The following is a 24,129-nucleotide window of genomic DNA, read 5'->3' as shown; positions in this document are numbered from 1 at the left end:
CTCCTAGAAAAAACTTAATTTTGTTAATCCGTCCAACTTTTTGGGGTCATGTCAAATCGAATCACCCTTTTTCTTCTACTTAACGGTAAACCAAGTATAACCCTTTGCAGGAATCTTGACCGGTAAATTCACTTTATAATCTCTTGCTAACTGATACTTTTTCGGGTTCTCTCCTTCAAAGGCAATCTGTACATCCTTGTCCAAACCAGTATAGTAAAGTGGCAGGTCTATATGAATAACCATTTCGCGATCAGTTGGGTTATACAACATTCCCAATCCTTTCTCTTTTCCATTTGGATCAACATGCAATATCCCATCCCAATTTCTACCATCTGCGCGTCGCAAATGGATGATATCTGCATTCAAGATATCCCTATATTTTTTGTACCAATCAATGACCTCAATGACCGCAGCTTTCGTCCTTTCGGTGTCATATAGGCGGGGGCCTCTGTAACAGGCTTGAACCCCGGCTCCATAATATTGCATCATCAATTGTTTATAATCCTCCAAATGATCATTTAAGGGTTCTAAAACGGCATCAGCGCCGCCACCATGATAGGCTGTCAAGGGCACAAAACCCCAACCCATCGAAGGTGTTTTTTCCCAGGTTCCATCATAGATGTTTTGTCTGTTTAAAATCTTCTGTTGGTCGCGTGACAATGAAAAATTCACCTCCCGATAGCCCAGCGCTATTTTATTGGTCCCATCTAGAAAATACCAGTCCGGTGCATTGATATAAACACCCATCTGATTCAATTCGTGGAAGATCGATTTCTGGATCTCCATCTGTGCAAATTGGGAATCTTCCAAACCATGGTGACCTGGGTGATCATGGGACGCACAGACATCTCCTGGGTATGGGCCATCCATTTCTAGAATACTGAAACCTGTATTCCTGAAAAAGTCTTTAATGGCTTGCGCGTAATCTAACCCCCATTGACTGCCAAAACAGGGTGCATTCCCAAAAAATGCCCCACCTGGCTTTCCTGTTTTCGGATTGATCACATCCGTTTCAGCATCAATTGTCCTGGAACTGAACAAGGTATAACCTCCCAATTTTACGCCTTTTGATTTCGCATAATCCGCCAGTTCTCGCCATTCTTTATGGTTCTCTGGGGTATTTAACTCCATTTTCAGATGGCTGCCAAAACTCAGGATAACAGCCTCATAACCTGTTGCAGCACATTGATCGATAGCTGTGATCACCTCCTCCCTATTTTTACTGACTAAATGCATAAAGATTGGGTTAGCATTGGTCCAAGGTGTTAATCGACGGTACATTTGCCGTACAGCAAGCCCTCTACGCTCCTGATCGTGGCTATCATGCAACAATTCAAAAGTCTTGACCGAGGTAAACTTCTGTTTCGGTAAAACATCAATCTTTGATACATCCTTCGGATAGATCAAGGCTTTTGCCGGAGTGGTCAGGTCATAATTAACTTGAGAAGTATAGCTGCTATCCCGCTCCCAATCCAATGTCTGTTCAGATAGTCGATACTTCATGGCATTGTTAAAAGCATAATTGGTTTCAAAATAGATACCCGATTGCTTTTTCATATCCTCAGTACTTCCTACGACCGCTGATTCCTCTTCTACCAAGGAGAGGATTTCATTGACTAAGCGGTTTACCTGAATTTTCGTTTGACTCTCATTTCGCACCTCTACCCATTTTCGAAGGACTGGCATTCCATCATAGATTTCATAATGTACATCCACGGAAACCCCAGCTAATTCAGGATGCTGAAATTCTAAAACTAAACCTATCCCCTTTGCCTTTTCAGAATTTGAAGACCAAAAAGGACTATTGCTGTTCAAAGCATGTTCTAGTGGACTTTCCTTGGCAGACTTAAATACAAAAGCATCTGGATTCGCTTTTAAGGAAGGAAACCATTCTGTCAGGAAATAAGCCTTCTCTTTCTGTCCCTTCAAGCCACCAATCTCATAGTCCTTCCCATTAATATTGACGATTGCCTCTGGTTCTATCGCACGTATCAATTGCTGACCATTGCTCAGGTTGCTAAAATCATAACAAGCTAGGTTGGCAGCTTTCTTAAAGGCTCTTCTGATAAGTCCATTTTCAAGGACGATCTCATCCTTATTGTTAACAATTTTCGATTGAAAACCTGTTGATTGGATTAACCAATCTTTGTGTGCGGGTTGTGTTTTCTGCCCTTCTGCATTTTGTACAGTTGAAACTGCCAATAAGGCTATCAGGATTAGATTAGTGTTGATTCTCATAATTCAAAAAAGAGGCAGTAGCTAAAAGATACTACTGCCTGATGCATAATTAATTTTTATGGTCTAAAGACTTCTTGACAGATCGTTCAATAAGGTCTTAGCATTGTTCAATTCCTCATTCCATCCATCAAATCGCTGATTTGCCTCCATTTTATTGATTGCGGTCTGAAAGGTATCTATGGCTTTTTGATCCTTCTTGTCCTTCAGTGCTTGCAGCACAATTCTTGCTTTTTCATAATCTTGGATACCCTCCAACATCCTTTCGTATCGAATTGATGAACGTCCTTTTGGATAGACGATATAGGTATCACCAGCAGGCCAGGTCCTGAACCTTGAATCTGTCAATGGATTCTCCACCCATGAGTTGTATGCCCACCTTAACATACCATCAAAACCTGTTGCCAAGGCATACCAACCCAAGTAGGTCGATTCCGCAGGCTCTGAAAAGGTAAACTGATTCGGGAAACCATCCGAACAACAGATATAAAAAGTGCTGTTTAATCCTCTTTTTTGGCGGTCCATGATATCGGACTTAGAAAAAGGATGCCCAACTGAAATACTGATATCTTCCGAATTTGGAAATCTTTGATAGGTTTTTTGATTATCAGCATATGAAATACCAATTTCCGGTGCTACCTTCTCCAATAAAGCAAATGCAGCATCCATTTGTTCCCTTTCTCGTTCATCCATGGCGATATTGGTTTTATCCAACCAGCCTTTTGCTTCTAGATGTTTAACGAAATCCTTCAAAAATGGCGTCCAAAGTTCTTCAAAAATAGCTGTACCCGGCTTTGTAACCACATTGACCAACTCTCCTTTAGTGGCATCCTTATAATGGATTTCATTGTTCCAAGGAATAATGGAATAGCAGTTTATCATGTCATCAACACCCAGATCCATCATAAATTGCACCCAACGGTCAAATACGGTATAATCATAAGTCCATGTTCCATTGCTATTTTTGGTCCATGTGATCATATCAGCATAAGGATCATAGGTCTGAACATTCCATGGGTCTTTGTTCAATGTGGTGGTAATTACTTTTTGGCCAGCATCAGCAAGCATTTGCATTACAGGTTTCATCGCTTCAAAATGGGCATCACTCCACATTTCCAAACCCTCAACACGCGCTACGGCTGATGGATGCTGCCATTGGTCTAGGTGATAGCTCCATTCCGTTGCTTTCGGCAAGGTTTGATTGATCACATCCAGCTCCAAGGCCAATTTTTGTGCAGGTTGACCTTTGGCAGAAATAGTGACAATTGCATTGTATAAACCTGCCTGCGCATTTTCAGGAATCTTTACACTAACCCACACAGGTCTAGCTGTTTTCTTAGGAATATCGAAGGACTTTAAATTATCCAACATATCTGGTGCTAAGGATGAGGCGAAATCCTCAGGTTTCCGGTATCCACATCCACCTGCAAACTCATCCGTCATGACATAGCGGACAAACCGTGCATCCGTCGCTGTTTGGGGAATCACCGCCTTATTTTTAGATACTAAATCTGAAATATCTACCTGAACATCAGCAATATCGGAATTGGTCCATAAAAGGATCTGAGCAGATAGCTTCTCCCCTTTCCAGCCCTCAATTTTCACCCTATTTTGCTTGGCGATTTCTGGCGCTAAGGATTTGGCAAATCGCCTATCGATTGTTACAAAAGAACTGTGCAAACCGGGAGCTACCTTTGACCAATCTGAATTGACATCGGCAGTAGGATCTGCTAATTCGATAAATGTTTCTGAAAGCGCAGTTTTACTTTGGGCATTTGCATCTTCAACGGTCAAGAATGCTAGGCCTAAACTCAGTAGAACCACCCATTTAGGAGTGTTGATTTTCATTTATTAAAAGTTTAGTTGATTAGACTGCAGCAATTTTACCGCAAGAATATTGTATACAATATACAGGATTTTAATTAAACGAGACCTTTATTAAGCCAGTGTAAGCAAAATTTTATCAAACCAATCCAAACGAGACGACTATCAAATCTAAGCCTACTTAACTGAACTTCAATTAATTTATTAATTATATAAAAATTGTTGCAAACAAACATTTTCATTCTATATTTGTACTTGTTTTTAATCAGTCTAAATAAACTAACCTCTATCTGTTAGTTTCGTTTATATTTTAGCACTATAATTCTTCATGTTTGTGGGGGGGACGGTTTAAAGGACTGCATTTAAAACAAAATAGCGCCATGCTAAAGACGGCAATCTCTGCATGACGCCAAAAATCTAATATCAGCTGTAACTGCTATTAGTTGATTGACTCAATGAATCAATCACCTTTAACACACTGTAAGTATGAAAGGACCTGCAAGATAAAAAAAATCGGGCGCTCTCCCTATTTATTTATCCCAAGGTTCTTTCATAAACAGTTAATGGAATTTTTAACACTATACATTAACATTTATGATTTACAACCTTTTTTCTAATCACTCCCCTACGAGTAAAACTAGTTTTTTTACAAATCTTTTCTTTTCAGGGACTTGCAATGTACTTTTTCAGACCCTCATGTTTATTCTTTTTCCCTCTATTCTAAAATCGATCCAGTCCTATAATGAAAACTAACCTCTTAACCACTCTATTTATATTATTCTTTATAACGTCATCATACGCCCAAAATGGCGTTATCAAAGGGACCATTCTGACTCAGAAAGGAAATCCAGCCAAAAATGTGGTTGTCAAACTGAATGGTTCACAAGAGATGGAAGTCGATTCTCTAGGAAATTACCAGTTCATTCATCTACCGGCCAAGACCTATGAGGTTAGGGCAAAACATATTGGCTTTACCTCCCAGGTAAGCACCATTGTTTTAAAGGAAAATGAAACCCGCGTTTTGGATTTTACCCTTGAAGAAGGGACCAATACTTTGCAAGAAGTTGTGGTTTCCGCCAAGAAACCTATAGTGGACCATGAGCTATCTAACTCCCTTCGGGTACAAACCCCAATTTTGGAACTATCTCAAAATGTTCAGACCATAAATGCTGAAGTCCTGTCAAAACAACAAGCTTTCAATTTGGCAGACGGCCCTTTCAGAAATATATCTGGTGTGAGCCGACAAACCCATTGGAATGACATGTACGTCAATATCCATATGCGTGGATCACAGATACAGGCTTTCCGAAACGGGATGAATATTGTCAGTTCCTATTGGAGTCCATTATCTGAAGACATGGCAACCGTTGAAAAAATTGAATTCGTAAAAGGACCAGCCGGATTTATGATGTCCAGTGGCGACCCAGCAGGGATCTATAATGTGGTTACCAAAAAGCCTTCCGGTCAAAAAAATGCCGAGGTAACCTTTAGCCTAGGAAGTTTTGAAAATTACAGAACCACCCTAGATTTGGATGGCAAGGTCTCAAAAGATGGTAGGTTATTATATCGATTGAATATCGCTGGTTCTTCAAAAGCTTCATTCCGCCCGAATGAAGACAATAAAAGGCTCGTAATTGCACCAGTATTATCCTATAAAATCAATGATAAAACAACCGCAACATTCGAATACACCTATCAGAAAGCAATCATGACTGATGTTGGATCCGGTTATTTGATGTCACCGTTTGGCTATAAGACTCTGCCTAGGGAAACCTCATTCTTGCAAAAGGGAACAGAACCTATGGATATCGATGAACACTCCGCATACATCAATATCGAGCATAAATTAAATGCAAATTGGAAATTAACTGCTCAGGGTGCCTATTTTAATTACAACCAAATCGGCGCAAGCAGTTGGCCAAAAGATATTCTTCCTAATGGCAAGGTCATCAGGAAATCAGATATCTGGGATGCACAAAGTACCATGTTATTAGGCCAAGCATTCTTAAATGGGTCATTTAACACGGGACAAGTCAAACATCAAATATTGGCAGGTATTGATCTAGGTAGTAAATCCTATTTGGCAGACTGGAATCAAAGTATTGTTCTGGATAGTTTGAATGGTGGTGAGTTTGATCCTAAGAATCCTGTTTATGGATTCGACTTTGGACTTCAGAATTTTGACCGATCACATTCCTTGGCTCAACGCGCAGCTGTAGGCGGTGGTAGTATGTCCACGGATTACACCTCAGCCTATGTGCAAGATCAAATGAGCTTTTTTGATAATGCTTTACGTTTAACTTTGGCTGCTCGCTATACCTCCATGTCTATCAGTACCTGGGGTGGAGCACCAGTTAAAAGCGAAAAAGTCACACCGAGAATAGGTCTATCCTACTCCATTGACAAAAACACAGCTGTTTATGCATTACTTGACCAAGCTTTTCTACCGCAACAGGGAATTCTGTTTGACGGTTCTAAAATAAAACCAATCACAGGTAACAATTATGAACTTGGTATCAAAAGAGATTGGTTCAAAGGAAAATGGAATAGTACAATCGCGATATACCAAATCACCAAGAACCATGAAATAACATCCTATGGACCAAGACCTGAGATGTCAGTCGAAGTTGGGCAAAAAAGAATCCGCGGGCTCGAAGTCGATATCCGTGGTGAGATATTAAGGGGATTGAACCTGATTGCGAACTATGCATATACCGACGGACAAGTAACCAAAATCAATGAAGGTGTTGATGCCTTTTTTGTTGGACAAAGACTTGATGGAGCTGATGTTCATATCGCCAATCTTTGGTTGGACTATGAGTTGACGCGAGGAAAGGCAAAAGGTTTGGCCTTCCAATTTGGAGGGATGTCAAATATCCAACGTGCCATGGAATTCTATTCCAAGGATGAACCCGAAAAAAATATTGAAGACTATTTCCGCTTTGATGCCGGAATGGGCTACCGCATCGACAAATTCAGTGTCAATCTAAATGTACAGAACCTTTTTGATAAATACTTGATTGAGGGCGGTAGCTATTACACTAACTACTTCAATACCCCTGCTTACTCTTGGCAAGCCGGTGCACCAAGAAACTATCGATTAACATTTGCATATAAATTCTAAAACCATGAACACAAAAACATTATTGACAATTTTAATAAGCCTTGTAAGCCTTCAATTTGCAAGTGCCCATGCCCTTTGGATCGAAACACAATCGAATGGTAAATTGAACCAAAAACATACGGTCAAAGTATTTTACGGCGAATATGCCGAAGGTTTGGTAGACCCAATTGACAAATGGTATTCTGATGTTAAGGATTTCGACCTGATTTTGATTGCACCTGATGGCAGCAAAAAAACATTAGAGAAAACTGCTGCAACGGACCATTTCGAAGCATCTTTTCTACCTACTGAAAATGGATCCTATGTCCTTTCTGTGGTAAAAGCTGCAAAGGAAGCCTACGAAACCATGAAATTCGAATTTTCTTCTACAGCCTTCGTTCAGGTTGGAAACGGATCCAATAAAATAAATACACTTCCTTTCCACATCGAATCCACAGTCCAAAACCCTAAAGTGGGTTCAAACCTGGAAGTTCAGGTGCTGGAAAATGGGCAGGCAGAAAATGAAAGAGAAGTGATTGTCATGGGGCCAGAAGGCTGGACCAAAACCCTACATACCGATAAACAAGGAAAAGCATCTTTTAAACCGTTGGTGAAAGGAAAGTACATAATCGAAGCTTCTAGAACTGACGAGAAAGTTGAAGATTGGCATGGCCAAAAGATTGAGAAAATCTGGAAAGGCAGCACTTATTCAATTCAAGTAAATTAATCTTAGGCCTAATAAAATGCTTGCCGGCATTTTATTAGGCTAATTTTTTTCTCAAATATCATGTACAGCCTGATCATATTTTTCGTTTTCACCGGTTCCTACTTCCTTTATTGTAGCAGCAAAAAAATGAAGAGCATCCATCAAGTGGAATTCAGTGTTTTCAAATCATTTCAACCCAAACAACTGAAACTCGCAGGATTTATCCTGTTGGCAATTGCCGCTATCTTAACTGTTTGGAAACAAGGCCTAGAAGCGGGAGGCTTTGCGTTTAGCGTTTATTTAATGACTTTCCTAAGTCTTTTGAATTTACTTTTCCCCTATAAGTCCATGAACTGGAAACATATCCTTCTTCTTTTTTCCATATCACTGACAATTGAAATTATTTTTTTCTAAATCCATCTCTATCCATGCCCGCAAATAAGAAATACCTAAGCTCCCCTTTCCAACGGTTTTTAAAAATAACCGCAGGCTTCTTTGCAGGATATATGCTCATGCTAGCCTTCCACAATTTCTTGACCCTATTCTTTGAAAGGAAAAACATTGTTATCCTGTCTGGTTTCTCTGGATATATCATTTGGGCAATCCTGCTCCTATTGGCTTTTTTATCGAAAAATGGTTGGTACATCTGGGGAATTTACCTTTGCCTAACCTTCCTTTTATCAATCCCTTTCATCTTTTAATTCATAATGAATACCAGAAACTATAACATCTACTTTAATACCCATACCATCAGTGGGATTATCATCTGTGGAATCCTGTATGTCATTTTCTTTGCTGGATCATTTTCATTTTTCAGAAATGAAATTGCTGCTTGGCAACAAGGGGATTCCTTCTCAAAAATGAGCACTGCTGAGGTAGACTGCGATTATGTATTAGATTCCCTCGGACAGGCCATGGAAATCAAAGGAAGAGATATTACCTTTTCCTTTTATCATAAGAATGCTCGATCCTACATGAGCTATACCGAGTCCAAGGACAGCTTACAACATGAGAAAAATCTAGCAAAAATCAATGAAAAGATAGCCAACAAAGCGGATTGGACTACTACAGATTCAAAATACTTCGGATATAACTTTATCAACAAGAAGTCTGGCAATTATAGTGAAAACTATGATCTTGCTGAATTTTTATATAGACTGCATTTTTTGGCTCAATTGAATGAAGTCCCCATCAATATAGGCATTGGACCATTCGGTTATGTGCTGGCTGGATTTACCTCCTTTATTTTTCTCTTTGCCCTGATTACAGGTATATTGCTCCATTGGGACAAAATCGTTTCCAATTTTTTTATTTACCGTCCCTTTTCCAAATGCAAGACGGTCTGGACCGACATGCACACAGCCTTAGGAGTTGTGGGTTTTCCTTTTCAATTTGTCTATGCCGTAACCGGAATCTTTTTGATCCTAAACTCCGTCCTAGCCATCCCATTTGAGAAGATAATCTACAAAGGAGATTCGGAAACCATGTATACAGACCTGGCCTTTAACCATTCAGTCAACCTGCCTTACAGCAATACAGCATTGGTTCAAACCATAACGGTCAATCCGTTTTTGGATTCAGTAAAGAAAAAATGGCCGGATAGTCGTATTTTCCGTCTCAGCATAAAGAACTATGGCGACCAAAACATGCAATTCATTGCAGAAATTAGCCCAACCTATGCTAAGCACATGGCGGGATATGGAATCTATAATGTAAGGGCAGTGGATGGGAAAATACTGGAGGAAAAAACTCCCATGTACAATTCCACTTTTGTAGACCATGTCAAGAGTCTCTTGTATAGGTTACATTTTGGAGATTATGCCGGATACCCTCTTAAATACCTTTCCTTTATCATGGGGATTATGGGTTGTTTAGTCATTTCATCGGGAATCATGATCTGGTTGGTCGCAAGAGACAAGAACAATGTACCAAAGCATAAAAGAAAATTCAATTTCTGGTTGGCGAATATATACCTAGCCATCTGTTTATCCATGTTCCCAACGACAGCAATTACCTTCATAGCGGTAAAATTAACTGCAAATGTAAATCAGGATTTTCTATATCGGGTTTATTTTTGGACTTGGCTCCTATTTAGTACTTATTATATAATCCGTAGAAATATCAATAGGACCAATAGGGAAACCTTATTGATCGGAAGTATCCTCGCCTTTATGGTACCCATCGTCAATGGGCTCTTTGAAAGAAATTGGGTATGGAATAGTTTGATTGAAGGGAATATAGATCTGTTCAGTATCGATTTTCTTTGGATCTGTATTGGTCTGGTCGGCATATTTATCTATAGAAAAATCAATAAGCAGAATAAAACCATAGCATAAGGATAATTACCTCAATAAAGTCTCTTTAATTAAGATATATAGACCTACAATAAGGATCATATATCCAAAGCCCTTTTTGAGGTTTTTGTTGCTTATCTTTTCTGAAAGGTAAAAACCAATGAAAATACCGATCACGGTTCCACCGGTATAGCCAAGTAGTAATTTCCAATCAAAGAGTTCAAACTTCTCCAGATCACCCATTACTCCAAAGAAGGAATTAATACTGATAATGATCAAGGAGGTAGCCACTGCCTTCCGCATGGGCAAATGATAAAAATTGACCAAGGCAGGAATAATCAAGAATCCACCCCCAGCACCGACCAACCCTGTCACCAACCCAACCAATGCTCCCTGAAATACAATAACCTCAATGGGCGTTTTCACATATTCCGGAGGGACTTCAGGGTTATATTTCGCAGAGCGGATCATACTCAAGGAAGAAGCTACCATAACAAAGGAAAACAAGATCATCAACAGTACATTTTGATGAAAGCTATATCCTGCAATCTGGATGACCTCTGGAACCAAAGGAAGAATAAAGGAACGCGTAATAAACACAACAATCAGAGAAGGAACACCAAAGGTCAAGACTTTTGGAAGGTCTGCTTCCTTTTTTATGATCCCCCGCACGGCACCGATCAATGAGGTGATACCAATGGCAAAAAGCGAATAGGTCGTGGAAAGTGTTGGTTCGACTGCCATTATGTAGACCAGGATCGGAACAGTCAATATGGTACCACCACTGCCAATTAACCCTAAAGTTATTCCGACCAAAATTGCTAATACACAGCCAAGGATTATCATATAATCAATAGATTGGTTAAAATATTATTATTCTTCCCACTCATAAAAGTAAAGGAAATTAATTAAAATAAACCATTTCCAAATCTTTTTCCCGAAAGCTGATAAATTTTATTCTTTTCCTTTAAATTGCATTTAATCTATACTGCCCTGATCTAAATTTCCCGGAAAATTCGCAGCTCATCCGAAATTTATTGGCCAACAAAGGGGACTTGTTTTGGACACATTGCTAACCACAGCAATATCTCTCGAATATGCCTCGAATAAGGCTAGGCTAATTCCCGAAAAAATCGTCCAAAAGGATACTGTTCAACCCATCAGTTTGGTCAGAAAAAAAGCCTGAAATTGGAAAAATCAGGCTTTGACTAACAAAAATATAAAAGAATGTGATTATTGGGCAGTATCTTGAACTGTAGAATCGACCTCCGTTGAATCTAAATTGATAACTTCAGCATCCGGAGCGTTGATATTATAGCGTTCTGCATCTCCCCCCTGTTCAGGGTCTGGAAGAACTTCAGTTTCTGTTTCTGATTTTTCGCTATTGTTACAGCTGATCATAGTAAAGAATCCCATGGCAAATATTCCTATTACTAATTTTAACTTATTCATATGCTTGTCATGTTGATTTGTTAATAAAACCATCCACAAGAAGAAATGTTTTAATGACGATAAAAAAAACCTGACCTTCAAGTAGAAAGCCAGGTATCATTCAGGTTATTTTTAGTTAATAAAGGTCATAACTTTTCACCGTGTTGGGAGATATCCAGACCAACCTCTTCATCGGCATCAGATACCCGCAATGGCGTAATCAAATCGGTAAGCTTCAATAGAATGAACGCCATTAAAAGGATAAATACCGCGGCCAAAACCAGTCCTAGCATATGGGCTGTAAACAACTTCCACTCGCCATAAAACAATCCATTATCTGGTATAGCGGGGTTAATGGCATTCGTGGCAAATACGCCGGTCAAGATCATACCTACCATACCACCCACGCCATGGCTTGGGAATACATCTAAGGTATCATCGATCCTGGAGCGTGTCCTCCAGGCAATCACTACCCTGCTGATCACGGCGGCAACAGCCCCAATAACCAGGGAATGTCCAAAAGTGACGAAACCGGCCGCTGGAGTAATGGCTACCAAACCAACAACAGCGCCGATGCACACTCCCATGGCAGAGGGTTTGATTCCCTTGGCCGCATCAAAAAATATATAGGTCAGGGCAGCCGCTCCAGATGCGGTAGAAGTGGTAATCAATGCTGTCGCTGCTAACTCTGAAGCCGAAAATGCCGAACCAGCATTGAAACCTATCCAACCAAACCATAGTAACCCAGTACCCAATAGCACATAGGTGATACGTGCAGGGCTGTGACTATGCATATCTTTTCCTTTTCTCAAATATATTGCCGATGCCAAAGCTGTTAATCCTGCAGACATATGGACCACAGTTCCGCCAGCAAAGTCCAATACACCTAGCTTGAACAGGAAACCTTCGGGATGCCAGGTAGCATGGGCCAATGGCGCATAGATAAAAACAAAGAACAAACAGATAAAGAGCACATAGGAAGTAAATCGGATCCGTTCTGCAAATGCACCGGTAATCAGTGCCGGCGTAATAATGGCAAATTTTAACTGATAGATGGCAAAGAGAGCAAAAGGGATAGTCGGTGCTGCATCCCAGGGCCCGCGCTCCAATACATTATTGAACATAAAAAATGTGAAGGGATTGCCAATTACCCCGCCTATTGACTCGCCGAAGACCAAACTGAATCCAAAGATTACCCAAATCACGGCAACCACGGCCATACAGATAAAACTTTGCAACATGGTGGAAATAACGTTCTTTTTTTTGACCATACCGCCATAAAAGTAGGCCAAACCGGGTGTCATGATCAAAACTAGAGCCGTAGAGGTCAACATCCATGCGATATCGGCATAATTATACTCGGAATTTGAATGGATTTGAGGTGTTTTTGAAAAAACAAGCGACATTAACACTAAAACACCCATAAAAACGAGAGGGACATAAGATTTTTTACCAGACAACACCATAATTATTAAATTTTGTTCAACAAAAATACGTTTTTATTGATTTTATCAAAATTTATTTTGATTTTTTATGAAAATAAATCAATTATTTAGTGTAAATTTTGAATAAACACCAAAAATAAACTAAACAAAACCAACAAATAACAGCAAACAGCAAGAATTAATTATGATTTTCGAAGCTGAAAATTGATAATTATTAAAATATTGTAAAAACCTAACTGATTTTAAGCAAAGACTAGAAAATACTAGGGGATTTTCAATTACTAGCCTATTTTTCCAATTCTAATTGAGTTAAAAAGCTGAAATTTTGATTTTGGAACAAACAATTCGACAAAAAATTGAGATATTTAATAGAAACATTGGCTGATACATGGAAGATCTTTTCAAAATATATAAGGTAGACAATAAAGAGGCACTATACATACAAGGTCAGAGCAACGAGCCCCATAATCATCACTTTGAGGAACTCATCATTGGAATGAAAGGGAAAATCGAGCATTTCATAGATTTCAAAAATGAGACCTATACAGCTCCATTTGTTTGTTTTGTAAGTCGAGGGAAAATCCATCGGATAGTGCCGATGTTGGAAAATGGAGTATGTGATTTTTGGGTATTGCGATTTAAAAGTGAATTTATTCCTGAAACCACCTTTAACCTATATGGTTATTTCCACGATAATGCGAACCTGGCTTTCCCTACGGGACGGTGTTTTGAACGGCTGGAGCAAATCTGCAAAATGATTTACGATGAAATGCAGCAAGAAAAGCCAGAACTTGCCATTGTAAGGGAATTACTGAACAGCTTATTTACCATGATCGAGGCAGAAAGGAAAAAGCAACAACCCGACCACTTGAACCTCTTTAAAAATCAAGATATTACGTTCAAGAACTTCCTTAATATATTGGAAGAGAATTTTCGCAGGCCTGAAGGCGTGAATTATTATGCGGAGAAGCTCTTTATGAGTCCCCGGAACCTAAACAGCATTACCCAGAATATTCTCCAACAGAGTGTTTCCGAAATTATTGAGACCCGAAAGCTCATTGAAGCCAAAAACCTCTTGATCAGCAGCAATAAAACTATTTCAGAAATTGGTTTTGAATTGGGTTATTCCGACAAGGCCTATTTTACCAGTGTTTTCAAAAAGAAGTCCGGACAGACCCCCACGGAATTCAGGGAAGAAATGAACCGGTTGATTTCCTAATTCTTATATCTTTCTTCCAAATTCTCATACCACTGAGCAACATATCCTAGCGATATTTGTAAATACATTGGAAAGGAATTTATAATGGAAGATATGACAAGAAAACAATTTTTAGCTGCAGCAGCATCCTTGCCTTTGGCAGGTGCTGCAGTAAAGTTGAAAAGTCTCAATAAATTTATAGATGGATTGAACAGCAGCAGCAATATGCCGGTGCTGTTTTTGGGCCATGGCAGTCCGATGAACGCTATTGAAGACAATGAGTTTGTTCAAGGGTTCAAAAATATAGGTAAGGAAATCGAAAAACCAACGGCTATCCTCGTTATCTCGGCTCACTGGGAAACCAAGGGAACCTATGTAACGGCGATGGAGATGCCGAGCACCATCCATGATTTTGGTGGATTCCCGCAAGCATTGTTCGATGTACAATACCCAGCTCCCGGTTCACCAGAACTGGCAGAAGCTGTAAAGGAAATCGTTGTGGGCAAGGACGTGCAATTGGATGATAAATGGGGCTTGGACCATGGATCTTGGTCAGTAGTAAAACACCTCTACCCCAATGCCGATGTTCCCATTATACAAATGAGCATCGACTATAGCATGCCTGCCTCCCATCATTATGCATTAGCTAAAGAATTGGCAGCCCTACGCAAGAAAGGTGTATTGATCATCGGGTCAGGAAACAATGTCCATAACCTGAGAATGGTGTCATGGAAACATCTCAACACGGTAGGTTTTGCTTTTGATTGGGCACAAGAGGCAAACGAAAAAATGAAGGAATATATTTTGGACGGCAATCATCAGCCTCTGATAGACTTCGAAAAGCAAGGTTCAGCCTTCCAAATGGCAATTCCTACACCGGAGCATTACTTGCCGATGATCTATGCATTGGCCCTGCAAGAGAAAAATGAAGATCTACAGATATTCAATGATGCAGCAGTAGCTGGTGCATTGACCATGACATCCTTTAAAATAGGTTAATACCAGATATTTAGAAGGTTAATTGTTAAGAAGCTATCGAAAATTCGATAGCTTCTTTTTTGTTTTCAATCCCTGCCATTCACCGAAATGATTTTTTTGGAGGATTATTTTGCCGAACAATCTTCAAGTTTTACCGAGTTTTCCAAAGGCCTTGCCTATTCCCTCTGTTCGCGTCTCTGTTTTACATATACCTTTGAATCAAACAATTACAAACACCAAAAACTAATAAATTAAAAATTCAAAATCATGAAAACGCTAATCTCACTAATCGCAGCAACAGTATTTACACTTGTCAGTTCATTTGTATTTGCTAACAGTAAACCAGAACCCGTAAAGTTCATTAAGGTAGAATCTATTATCGATCACTACATCGATGCCACCAACAATGGCGAAGTAGCATTGGTAGAACATCTGTTCACTGAAAACTTCAAATATGCAACGCCAAACAACGGTCAACGTGAACTTATTGGAAGAAGCACCTTGGTCAATCATTTGAAAAAACAAAAAGGAGTTAAATTAAGAGCTGAAACATCCTACAGCTTCGTGGAGAAAAACGATGACTGTAGCATCGTAAGAGTCGCTACTAAATTTGAGCATTTCACAAGATATGATTATGTAACCCTATGCAACAACAAAGACGGATGGAAAATAAGCAATGTAACCGTAACGTACCCTGTAAAATAAGTCCTTCTTCGTTTATAAGTAGATTTTTGCCCAAAAGGTGTAACTGAACGTTATACCTTTTTTTATTTATTAGGGCAGCTATTTCTAGGCTTCGCCTAAACCTAATTCTACCCTGCTAGGAGCAATGAATTTGGAATCAAACAAAATTTCTGTATTTTCAAATTCTTAAACCTATTTAAAAATGAAAAACACTATACTTTCACTGGCAGCAGTAAGCCTATTATTTTGCAGCACAAGTCAAGCACAACAAAATCCTGTTTTCGAAGGTTGGTATGCGGATCCCGAAGGCATCATCTATAATAATGAATATTGGATTTTTCCGACCTATTCTGCTCCATACGAAGAACAGATCAAGTTTGACGCCTTCTCTTCCAAAGATTTAGTGAACTGGAAAAAGCATCCGAACATCTTGAACAATACGGAGGTAAAATGGGCCAACAAGGCCATGTGGGCACCTTCTGTGATTGAGAAAGATGGAAAATACTATTTCTTCTTTGGGGCCAACGATGTGCATGAAGGAGAAATCGGTGGAATTGGGGTAGCAGTAGCAGATAAACCTGAAGGTCCATATAAGGATTTAATAGGTAAACCATTGATCAATGAAATCGTTAATGGCGCTCAACCCATAGATCAATTTGTATTCAAGGATAAAGATGGTCAACACTATATGTTTTATGGTGGTTGGGGACATTGTAATGTGGTGAAATTAAGTGATGATTTCAAGAGCCTTGTTCCATTTGAAGATGGAACCATATACAAGGATGTAACTCCAGAAAACTATACCGAAGGTCCATTCATGTTTATCAAGGACAATAAATATTATTTCATGTGGTCAGAAGGCGGATGGACAGGTCCTGATTATAAAGTAGCCTATGCCATTTCAGATACGCCATTTGGTCCATTTGAAAGAATAGGCACGGTGCTTCAGCCTGATCCTAAGATCGCTTATGGGGCTGGTCACCATTCGGTGATCAAGATCCCAAATGAGGACAAATACTATATGGTATACCACCGCCGTCCATTGGATAAAAAAGGAGCCAATGAACGCGAAACCTGTATTGATGAGATGAAATTCGATAAAGACGGGAAGATCCTGCCTGTACAGATGACATTTGAAGGTGTAAAACATGTCCTGAAATAATGGATAAGCAACAAAAAGAAAAGCCATTCCTATTCATGGGAATGGCTTTTCTTTTTTTAACCTTATCTTAGTAGCCTCAAAGTATTTAACATGAAATTCGGAAAAGTAGACGATCCTAGCCATATTGATTTTTCTCTGCCAGTGACTCCCATAGAGACCGTCGAATTGTTGAACAAATATAAAAATGATGATGATTTTGAAATGTTTGTGGGCTATCCGAAATGGTCAAAGGCTGATCTGAAAGGCTTTTATCCACGCGGTACGAAAGATGAATTGAACATCTATTCCCAAAATTTCAATGCAGTGGAATTCAATGGAACATTCTATCGGTCACCGAGCAAGGAACAGGTATTGATCTGGAAGAACAGAACAACGGAAGATTTTAAATTCTGTCCGAAGTTTACCAATAGCATCAGCCATTATTCAAGATTAAACAATACCGATGAAAAGGTTGCGGCCTTTGTGGATTCTACCGTGCTATTTGAGGAAAAATTGGGCATGGCATTTCTGCAAATGCCAGAGAACTTTAGACCAAAGGCATTTGAAAGGCTGGAAGGATTTCTGGAACGATTTCCAAAAGGGTACCCCCTAGCCTTTGAAGTTCGTCATGAAGAATGGTATAATGACAAAGAGGTTTTAGAGAAATATCTGAAACTGCTGACCAGAACCAGGACAACCAACATCATTGTGGATACACCCGGCAGAAGGGATATGCTGAACTTTAGGCTGACCACTCCGGTAGCTTTTATTCGATTTGTGTCATCTACCGAAATACGTGATAAGGAAAGGCTAGCCAATTGGGTCTTGAAGCTTAAAGAGTGGAAAGATGCCGGTTTGAAACAGGCTTATTTCTTTATCCATCAAAAAATTGATCCCGAAACTTCTTTCTTATCGACTGATTTTGTCGAGGAACTTAACAAAGAACTGGACTGTCATATTCCCATAGCAAAAAAGACGCTCTAAAAGCGTCTTTTTGTAATTCTGTTAGGGATAGACCAAAGCTCCCGATACGTTCCAAAAGCTAAAGCTATCGCCTTCGCGTGGTCCTTGTGGAATCTGTACTCGTACAGTATGTTTTCCAGCCTTCAGATCTCCCAAATCTATAAAGACGGGATTGGTAACTGTTCCAGGGCACCAATTGGACCTGCTCAAGTCGGAAGATGACAAACCATCTTCGAAATTTCCACTGACTGGATTATATAGTCGGTAGCTTCCGCAATCTAATCGCCATGGGGTGAACTGTGCCTGCAATTTACCATCCATAAAAATCTTATTGGGTTTAGGGACAAACTCGTCACCATTCCCCCATCCCCCATGTCCGGTAGTAATATATCTAAGCTTTGCACCTTTGATATCCTCTGCTAGGTCAAAGGTCAACTCCAATCCATTTTCATCAGCAAACATGGTCGGATAAATCTGACCGCCCATTTCCATGATATTAGTCGTATTGAACAATGGCATAATCTTCATACCACTTGCATAATTGGATCCACCGGGATGAATGGTCAGCTCTAAACTTACCTTGTGACCACCTTTGTCATAGTTTCCAATGTAAGTTCCGATATAGACTTCCTTGCCTGAAAGTACGGAAAGAAATTCGGAGATATCTTGGCGGTAGATCACGCTATCTTGCCAAGTTTTTCCCTTTAAAACCAATCGATCATTAAAGTGAGAGACTCCAAATGGCGTGAAAAATCGCATGAGCTCAAATACTGGCGAGAATTCGGATGTCCGGACCATACCGGGATAACTGACGCCTGCAGAGTCTGTAATCTTCGGAAGGGTTTCCATTCCATTTTTCATTCCATCCAGAAAACTGATTTTTTGATCTTCAGCAATCAAGAAAACCGAGCCGGTCCTGTCATAGGCATCGCCATTTGATTTTTCGATCAATTGGATAAAGGCTTGGCTATTTTCGTCGACCTGAGGAACCCTTACTTTTTTGAGTATGACGGTACCTTCCGCAAACCTGAAAATAGAATCAGATTTGATTCCCGGTTGAAAACAGATCTGTTCATTTTGGAAAATAGGGATATGTACGAACCTACTCTTCCAAAGCTCGTCCCTATAGGATAGTTCATCTAACAAATCTGACTTATTAATTTCTGGAAGGTCATTTGGCCAGGCCTTAAGCTTCTCAATTGAAGCAGCGACAAGCCCAGAATTGCCATTCCTGCGGTATTCGAGCACCAATCCTAATCCTTGCCCCAAGTCATTTGGAGCTGCATTGATCGATAGATCATTACTGTACAATAATTCAATCTTATTGGAATTGACGGAGGTAACCGCTTTTTTAGTCTTATGCTTTAAGATTTCATTTCCAGCACCTTGTTCTTCGTAGGCATACTTAGTCAAGGTTGTACTATCCACGGTACTGATCTGCTTTGAGGCAGATAAATAGGCAATCCGATAGACCTTTTTATTGGAATAATCAAAACTGGAGACTTCTGCAGGATAACGTGCAGATCCTGAAACCAAACTCTCCTTCGTAGTGAATGATTTTCCTTTTGTGGCGAAAACCACCACTGGATCTTGCTTCATCATGGCACCATCACGAAAATAATGGTAGGTGATCTTATAGGTTTCTTGACCAAAGACCAGGTTGGCCAGTGAAAGAAACATTATGAGTATGAATCCTCTTTTCATGTTAAAGTATTAATAAACTTCGATGGTAGTACCGTTTTCCATGGGATGCGAGGTACAGATCAAGCATCTTCCATTGTCCACCTCCCTGTCTGTCAAAACCTCATTATAATCCATCCTGACAGCCCCTTTGGTAACTTGGGAGATGCAGGTACTGCACATTCCCGACTTGCAGGAATATGGCAATTTGATCTTATGCTCTAATCCGATGTCCAGGATCGTCTTATCGTATGGAATGGTCATTGGATAGTCCTTGCCCTGAAATTTCAGGACAATATCATAGCTGGTCATGTCCACCGGTTCTTCTTCCTTCTCGTCCTCGTCTTCCTCTTCTTCAGGGAAATGGAAAGTTTCCCGTTTGATATCCGCTTCCGGAACTCCCATACCCAATAAGGTAAAGCGAACCAAGTCCATATAAAACAGGGGTCCACAGGTGTAGAAAACAGCTTCTTGGCCATCATTTAAATGCTCACGGATAAGATTCAAGATATAATCCCTGTTCAATCTTGCTGTCAAAAGGTTCTTGCTGTTGGACCAGATAAATTCAACATGCAACCGATCCGGATAGTCAGCTTGCCATTTTAGGAGTTCATCATAAAAGATGGTCTGCTCCTTGGAGCTATTGCTGTATACCAAGACCACTTTAGTGTCAGTTTCGGCTACTAATGCAGTTTTCAGAATGGAAAACAAGGGAGTTACGCCTACTCCAGCACCGAAAAGGAAAATTGTTCTTTTATTGTCCTCCGAAGGAATATAAGTGAATAGTCCCTGTGGATCCATCACTAGGATTTCGTCGCCAACCTGTGTTTTATGGTGAAGCAATCTTGAAATCTCGCCATTATCCACCCGCTTTACGGTAATCTCATAAGGTTCATCAACCACCGGACTGCTCGAAAAGGAATAGGAACGTCTGACCTCGCGCTCGCCAAAAGCAAAAGCCAAGGTTAGAAATTGCCCAGCTTTATATGGGGGATAGTTCCCTGAAATATCTTCAAATCGAATGGATATATTGTGATTGGGTTGTTGAATGATCTCTGAAATCCTGAATGTAAACATGATGTTAAAGATAACAGCTTACAATAGAATTTTCAAATAGAAATAGTCAATAGGACATCAATAAAACATAAGTAGGCAGCATTCTCCTTAAATAATTGGGAAGTGGCGATATTCCATAATATGTTGAAGTTGGTTCAGGGACTTAGGCACAAAAAAAGAGGTTTAACCCCGCGGTTAAACCTCTTGTGTTATTTTGTTGAAGCCTTAGATTAAAGCTTACGTTTTACTTCTACTTGTTCGAATGCTTCTACAATATCTTTCTCTTGGATATCGTTGAATCTTTCAATGCTCAAACCACATTCATAACCTTGTGCAACTTCTTTCACGTCGTCTTTGAAACGTTTCAATGAAGCTAATTTACCGGTATGGATTACTACACCATCCCTGATTATGCGCACATCGTTATTTCTGTTGATCTTACCATCAAGAACCATACATCCGGCGATTGAACCAACTTTGGAGATCTTGAATACCTCACGGATTTCAACCTCAGCAACGATTTTCTCTTCAAGTTTCGGTGCCAACATACCTTCCATCGCTGATTTGATCTCTTCGATCGCATCATAGATGATGGAATAAAGACGGATATCAATCTGTTCGTTCTCTGCCAACTTACGAGCATTTTGAGTAGGACGAACTTGGAAACCGATGATGATCGCATCTGAAGCAGAAGCTAATAATACGTCTGACTCAGAGATAGCACCAACTGATTTGTGAATGATATTAACTTGGATCTCATCGGTAGACAGTTTCAATAATGAATCGGATAATGCTTCGATTGAACCATCCACATCACCTTTTACAATGATGTTAAGTTCTTTAAAGTTACCGATCGCAAGACGTCTTCCGATTTCGTCAAGGGTAATGTGCTTAGTAGCACGCATACCTTGCTCACGTTGTAATTGTAGACGTTTGTTAGCTACCTGACGAGCTTCAGATTCACTTTCCATTACATAAAGTTTATCACCCGCAGTAGGAGCTCCCGACATACCTAAGATCTGTACCGGCATGGATGGTCCTGCTTCCTTCACGCGTTCGCCGCGCTCATTCGTCAAGGCCTTAACTTTACCGGAATAAGATCCCGCTAAGATTGGATCACCAATTTTTAATGTACCTCCCTGTACAAGTACAGTCGTTACAATACCTCTACCTTTATCTAAAGCAGCTTCGATAACCGAACCTACAGCACGTTTTTTAGGATCTGCCGTCAGTTCAAGTAATTCTGCTTCTAATAATACTTTCTCTAATAATAATTCAACATTCTCACCAGTTTTAGCTGAAATCTCTTGAGCTTGGTATTTACCACCCCAATCCTCAACTAAAATATTCATGATGGATAGTTGCTCACGGATCTTATCTGCATTCGCACCAGGTTTATCAACCTTTGTGAAAGCAAATACGATAGGAACGTTTGCAGCCATCGCATGGTTGATCGCTTCTTTTGTTTGAGGCATCACCGCGTCATCCGCCGCAATTACGATAATAACGATATCCGTCACTTGAGCACCACGAGCACGCATCGCCGTAAAGGCTTCGTGACCTGGTGTATCTAAGAATGTGATTTTCTTGCCACCTTCTAATTGTACTGCATATGCACCAATGTGCTGGGTAATACCACCGGCCTCACCTTTGGTTACATTGGCTTTACGGATGTAGTCAAGTAAGGATGTTTTACCGTGGTCAACGTGTCCCATTACCGTAACGATAGGCGCTCTAGGAACCAAACGAGTTTCATCGTTTGCTTCTTCTAGCTCTGTTGTTTCCTCATCTTCAGGTTTGATAAATTCAATTTGGAATCCGAATTCATCAGCTACGATTGCCAATGTTTCAGCGTCCAACCTTTGGTTGATCGAAACGAACATACCCAAGCTCATACAAGTACCGATAACCTGTGTAACAGGAACATCCATTAAGTTTGCCAATTCATTCGCAGTTACGAATTCTGTTACGCGCAATACTTTAGACATTGCTGCTTCTTCCATTGCTGCTTCTTCAGCAGAAAGCGCTATATCATCACGTTTTTGACGACGTAATTTCGCACGTTGGGCAAATTTACCGGATTTACCAGCACCGCTCAAACGAGCAAGTGTTGCTTTGATTTGATCTTGGATTTCCTTTTCAGTAGGTTCTTCCTTCGGTGTATCAGGTTTTCTGTTTCTATCATTACGACCTCTGTTGTTACCATGACGGTCGTTGTTAGGATGATTTCCACGGTTTGGTCTGTTTCCACCTTGGAATGGAGGGCGATTTCCGCCATCTTGCCTGTTGCCATGTTGTTGTCCATGTCCCTGTCCAGGTTGACCTTGGTTTTGACCTTGTTGGCCTTGACCTTGATGCCCTTGACCTTGATGGCCTTGACCACCATGTCCAGTGTTAGGTTTGTTCGTACGCTTGCGCTTACGTTTGTTGTCATGTTGGTTCCCACCAGCATTGTTTGACGATGAAGCAACTGGCTTGTGTGGTTTAGATACAGGCAACTGGATCTTGCCAACTACTTTAGGACCGCTTAAAGTCTCTGAACGCGCACGGATTACATCATCGACAGGTTCAGCTTTAGCAGCAGGTTTTTCTACTTCTTTATTTTTTTTCACCTCTTCAGGTTGTTTTTCTATCTTTTCAGATTTCTGTGGCTGTGCAACCTTCTCAGGCTGTACTGGCTTTTCTGTTTGAACTGGTGCCTCTTCTTTCACAGGTTGAGCAGGTTTTACAGGTTGTTCAACAACCGGTTTCTTCTCTTCAACTTTGGCAACCTCTTCTTTCTTAGGCTCTACTTCCTGTTTCGCAACTGGAGCTTCTTCTTTCTTAACCTCTACTTTCTTCTCTGGTTCAGCAGGTTTTTCTTCTTTAGGCTCAGGTTTAGCAGCTGGCTTACCACGCTTCAAACTATCCAAGTCTATCTTACCTACCACCTTCAGCGCTGATCCTGAATCTTCTTTCTTCGTATCCTCAGCAGGCTGGGCATTCTCCGTAGAAGCATTTTTAATCAGGATTTCCTTCACATCAGCAGGGCTTTCCTTTTCTTCAGTAGATTCAGGGCTAGAGCTAGCAGTGCCTGTGGCTGGACCTTCTTCACGGCGAATCTTGCCGATAACTATTTGTTTAGCCTCGTCTTTAACAATCTTATCACCCTGAAATTCTTTCAAAAGAACGCCATACATCTCAGGGCTCAACTTCGAACTTGGTTTAGAGTCTACATCAAACCCTTTCTTAACCAAATATTCTACAGCCGTGCCTATCCCAATGTTGAGCTCTTTTGCCGCCTTAAGCAAGTTTATACTTTTACCTTCTGTCATCTACTATTTCCTAAATATAATTTCGTACTACAAAAATATGTTTTTTTACAAGGATTTAACAATTTATTATAAATTGT

General features: G+C 40.2%; 17 protein-coding genes. 8 read left to right on the top strand and 9 right to left on the bottom strand.

The window, feature by feature from the left end:
* Positions 1-75: 75 nt before the first annotated feature.
* Together RT138_RS18580 and RT138_RS18575 are read right to left on the bottom strand one after the other, a co-directional pair.
* A complete protein-coding gene (locus RT138_RS18580) occupies positions 76-2,238 on the bottom strand; it encodes an alpha-galactosidase (protein ID WP_313191857.1) in 2,163 nt (720 codons plus the stop codon).
* Between the two features lie 63 nt (positions 2,239-2,301).
* The gene (locus tag RT138_RS18575) at positions 2,302-4,083 is read right to left on the bottom strand and encodes a DUF4091 domain-containing protein (protein ID WP_313191856.1); all 1,782 of its coding nucleotides are present in this window, start codon (positions 4,081-4,083) and stop codon (positions 2,302-2,304) included.
* Positions 4,084-4,801: 718 nt separating this feature from the next.
* On the opposite strand from RT138_RS18575, the gene RT138_RS18570 reads away from it, so the two are divergent.
* A complete protein-coding gene (locus tag RT138_RS18570; RefSeq protein ID WP_313191855.1) occupies positions 4,802-7,183 on the top strand; it encodes a TonB-dependent receptor in 2,382 nt (793 codons plus the stop codon).
* Positions 7,184-7,187: 4 nt separating this feature from the next.
* Positions 7,188-7,889 carry a DUF4198 domain-containing protein gene (locus tag RT138_RS18565; RefSeq protein WP_313191854.1) on the top strand — a complete coding sequence of 234 codons (702 nt, stop codon included), beginning with the start codon at positions 7,188-7,190 and terminating at the stop codon, positions 7,887-7,889.
* Positions 7,890-8,268: 379 nt separating this feature from the next.
* On the opposite strand, the gene RT138_RS18560 is transcribed toward RT138_RS18565, so the two are convergent.
* Entirely contained in the window at positions 8,269-8,514 is a 246-nt protein-coding gene (locus tag RT138_RS18560) for a hypothetical protein (RefSeq protein ID WP_313191853.1), read from the bottom strand.
* Between the two features lie 61 nt (positions 8,515-8,575).
* Between RT138_RS18560 and RT138_RS18555 the strand changes: the two genes are divergently transcribed.
* Complete coding sequence (locus RT138_RS18555; RefSeq protein ID WP_313191852.1) at positions 8,576-10,204, top strand: PepSY-associated TM helix domain-containing protein; 1,629 nt, start codon at positions 8,576-8,578, stop codon at positions 10,202-10,204.
* 6 nt (positions 10,205-10,210) lie between these two features.
* On the opposite strand, the gene RT138_RS18550 is transcribed toward RT138_RS18555, so the two are convergent.
* From RT138_RS18550 to RT138_RS18540, 3 genes are all read right to left on the bottom strand, one after another.
* Positions 10,211-11,008 carry a sulfite exporter TauE/SafE family protein gene (locus RT138_RS18550; protein WP_313191851.1) on the bottom strand — a complete coding sequence of 266 codons (798 nt, stop codon included), beginning with the start codon at positions 11,006-11,008 and terminating at the stop codon, positions 10,211-10,213.
* A 387-nt stretch (positions 11,009-11,395) separates the two neighbouring features.
* Positions 11,396-11,614, bottom strand: coding sequence for a hypothetical protein (locus RT138_RS18545; protein ID WP_313191850.1), 219 nt, complete (start codon positions 11,612-11,614; stop codon positions 11,396-11,398).
* 125 nt (positions 11,615-11,739) lie between these two features.
* A complete protein-coding gene (locus tag RT138_RS18540; RefSeq protein WP_313191849.1) occupies positions 11,740-12,999 on the bottom strand; it encodes an ammonium transporter in 1,260 nt (419 codons plus the stop codon).
* A 427-nt stretch (positions 13,000-13,426) separates the two neighbouring features.
* Here RT138_RS18540 and RT138_RS18535 point away from each other — a divergent pair, with 427 nt between their 5' ends.
* The 5 genes from RT138_RS18535 to RT138_RS18515 all read left to right on the top strand — a co-directional run bounded on the left by RT138_RS18535 (position 13,427) and on the right by RT138_RS18515 (position 18,023).
* Complete coding sequence (locus tag RT138_RS18535) at positions 13,427-14,257, top strand: helix-turn-helix transcriptional regulator (protein ID WP_313191848.1); 831 nt, start codon at positions 13,427-13,429, stop codon at positions 14,255-14,257.
* A gap of 93 nt (positions 14,258-14,350) precedes the next feature.
* Positions 14,351-15,235, top strand: coding sequence for a 4,5-DOPA dioxygenase extradiol (ygiD, locus tag RT138_RS18530; RefSeq protein ID WP_313191847.1), 885 nt, complete (start codon positions 14,351-14,353; stop codon positions 15,233-15,235).
* A 246-nt stretch (positions 15,236-15,481) separates the two neighbouring features.
* Entirely contained in the window at positions 15,482-15,919 is a 438-nt protein-coding gene (locus tag RT138_RS18525; protein ID WP_313191846.1) for a nuclear transport factor 2 family protein, read from the top strand.
* 181 nt (positions 15,920-16,100) lie between these two features.
* Positions 16,101-17,060: a glycoside hydrolase family 43 protein gene (locus tag RT138_RS18520; RefSeq protein WP_313191845.1), complete on the top strand. Its 960-nt coding sequence runs from the start codon at positions 16,101-16,103 to the stop codon at positions 17,058-17,060.
* A gap of 90 nt (positions 17,061-17,150) precedes the next feature.
* Positions 17,151-18,023, top strand: coding sequence for a DUF72 domain-containing protein (locus tag RT138_RS18515; RefSeq protein WP_313191844.1), 873 nt, complete (start codon positions 17,151-17,153; stop codon positions 18,021-18,023).
* 21 nt (positions 18,024-18,044) lie between these two features.
* Here RT138_RS18515 and RT138_RS18510 read toward each other — a convergent pair whose 3' ends face one another.
* The 3 genes from RT138_RS18510 to infB all read right to left on the bottom strand — a co-directional run bounded on the left by RT138_RS18510 (position 18,045) and on the right by infB (position 24,052).
* Complete coding sequence (locus tag RT138_RS18510) at positions 18,045-19,706, bottom strand: PNGase F N-terminal domain-containing protein (RefSeq protein ID WP_313191843.1); 1,662 nt, start codon at positions 19,704-19,706, stop codon at positions 18,045-18,047.
* A 9-nt stretch (positions 19,707-19,715) separates the two neighbouring features.
* Positions 19,716-20,759, bottom strand: coding sequence for a ferredoxin--NADP reductase (locus RT138_RS18505; RefSeq protein WP_313191842.1), 1,044 nt, complete (start codon positions 20,757-20,759; stop codon positions 19,716-19,718).
* Between the two features lie 209 nt (positions 20,760-20,968).
* Positions 20,969-24,052 carry a translation initiation factor IF-2 gene (gene infB / locus RT138_RS18500; RefSeq protein ID WP_313191841.1) on the bottom strand — a complete coding sequence of 1,028 codons (3,084 nt, stop codon included), beginning with the start codon at positions 24,050-24,052 and terminating at the stop codon, positions 20,969-20,971.
* Between the last annotated feature and the right edge of the window lie 77 nt (positions 24,053-24,129).

Source organism: Sphingobacterium sp. (genome assembly GCF_032065005.1).
Lineage (GTDB): Bacteria > Bacteroidota > Bacteroidia > Sphingobacteriales > Sphingobacteriaceae > Sphingobacterium.
The sequence above is the reverse complement of the archived record's forward strand: the minus strand, read 5'-3'. Positions and strand labels throughout refer to the sequence as shown.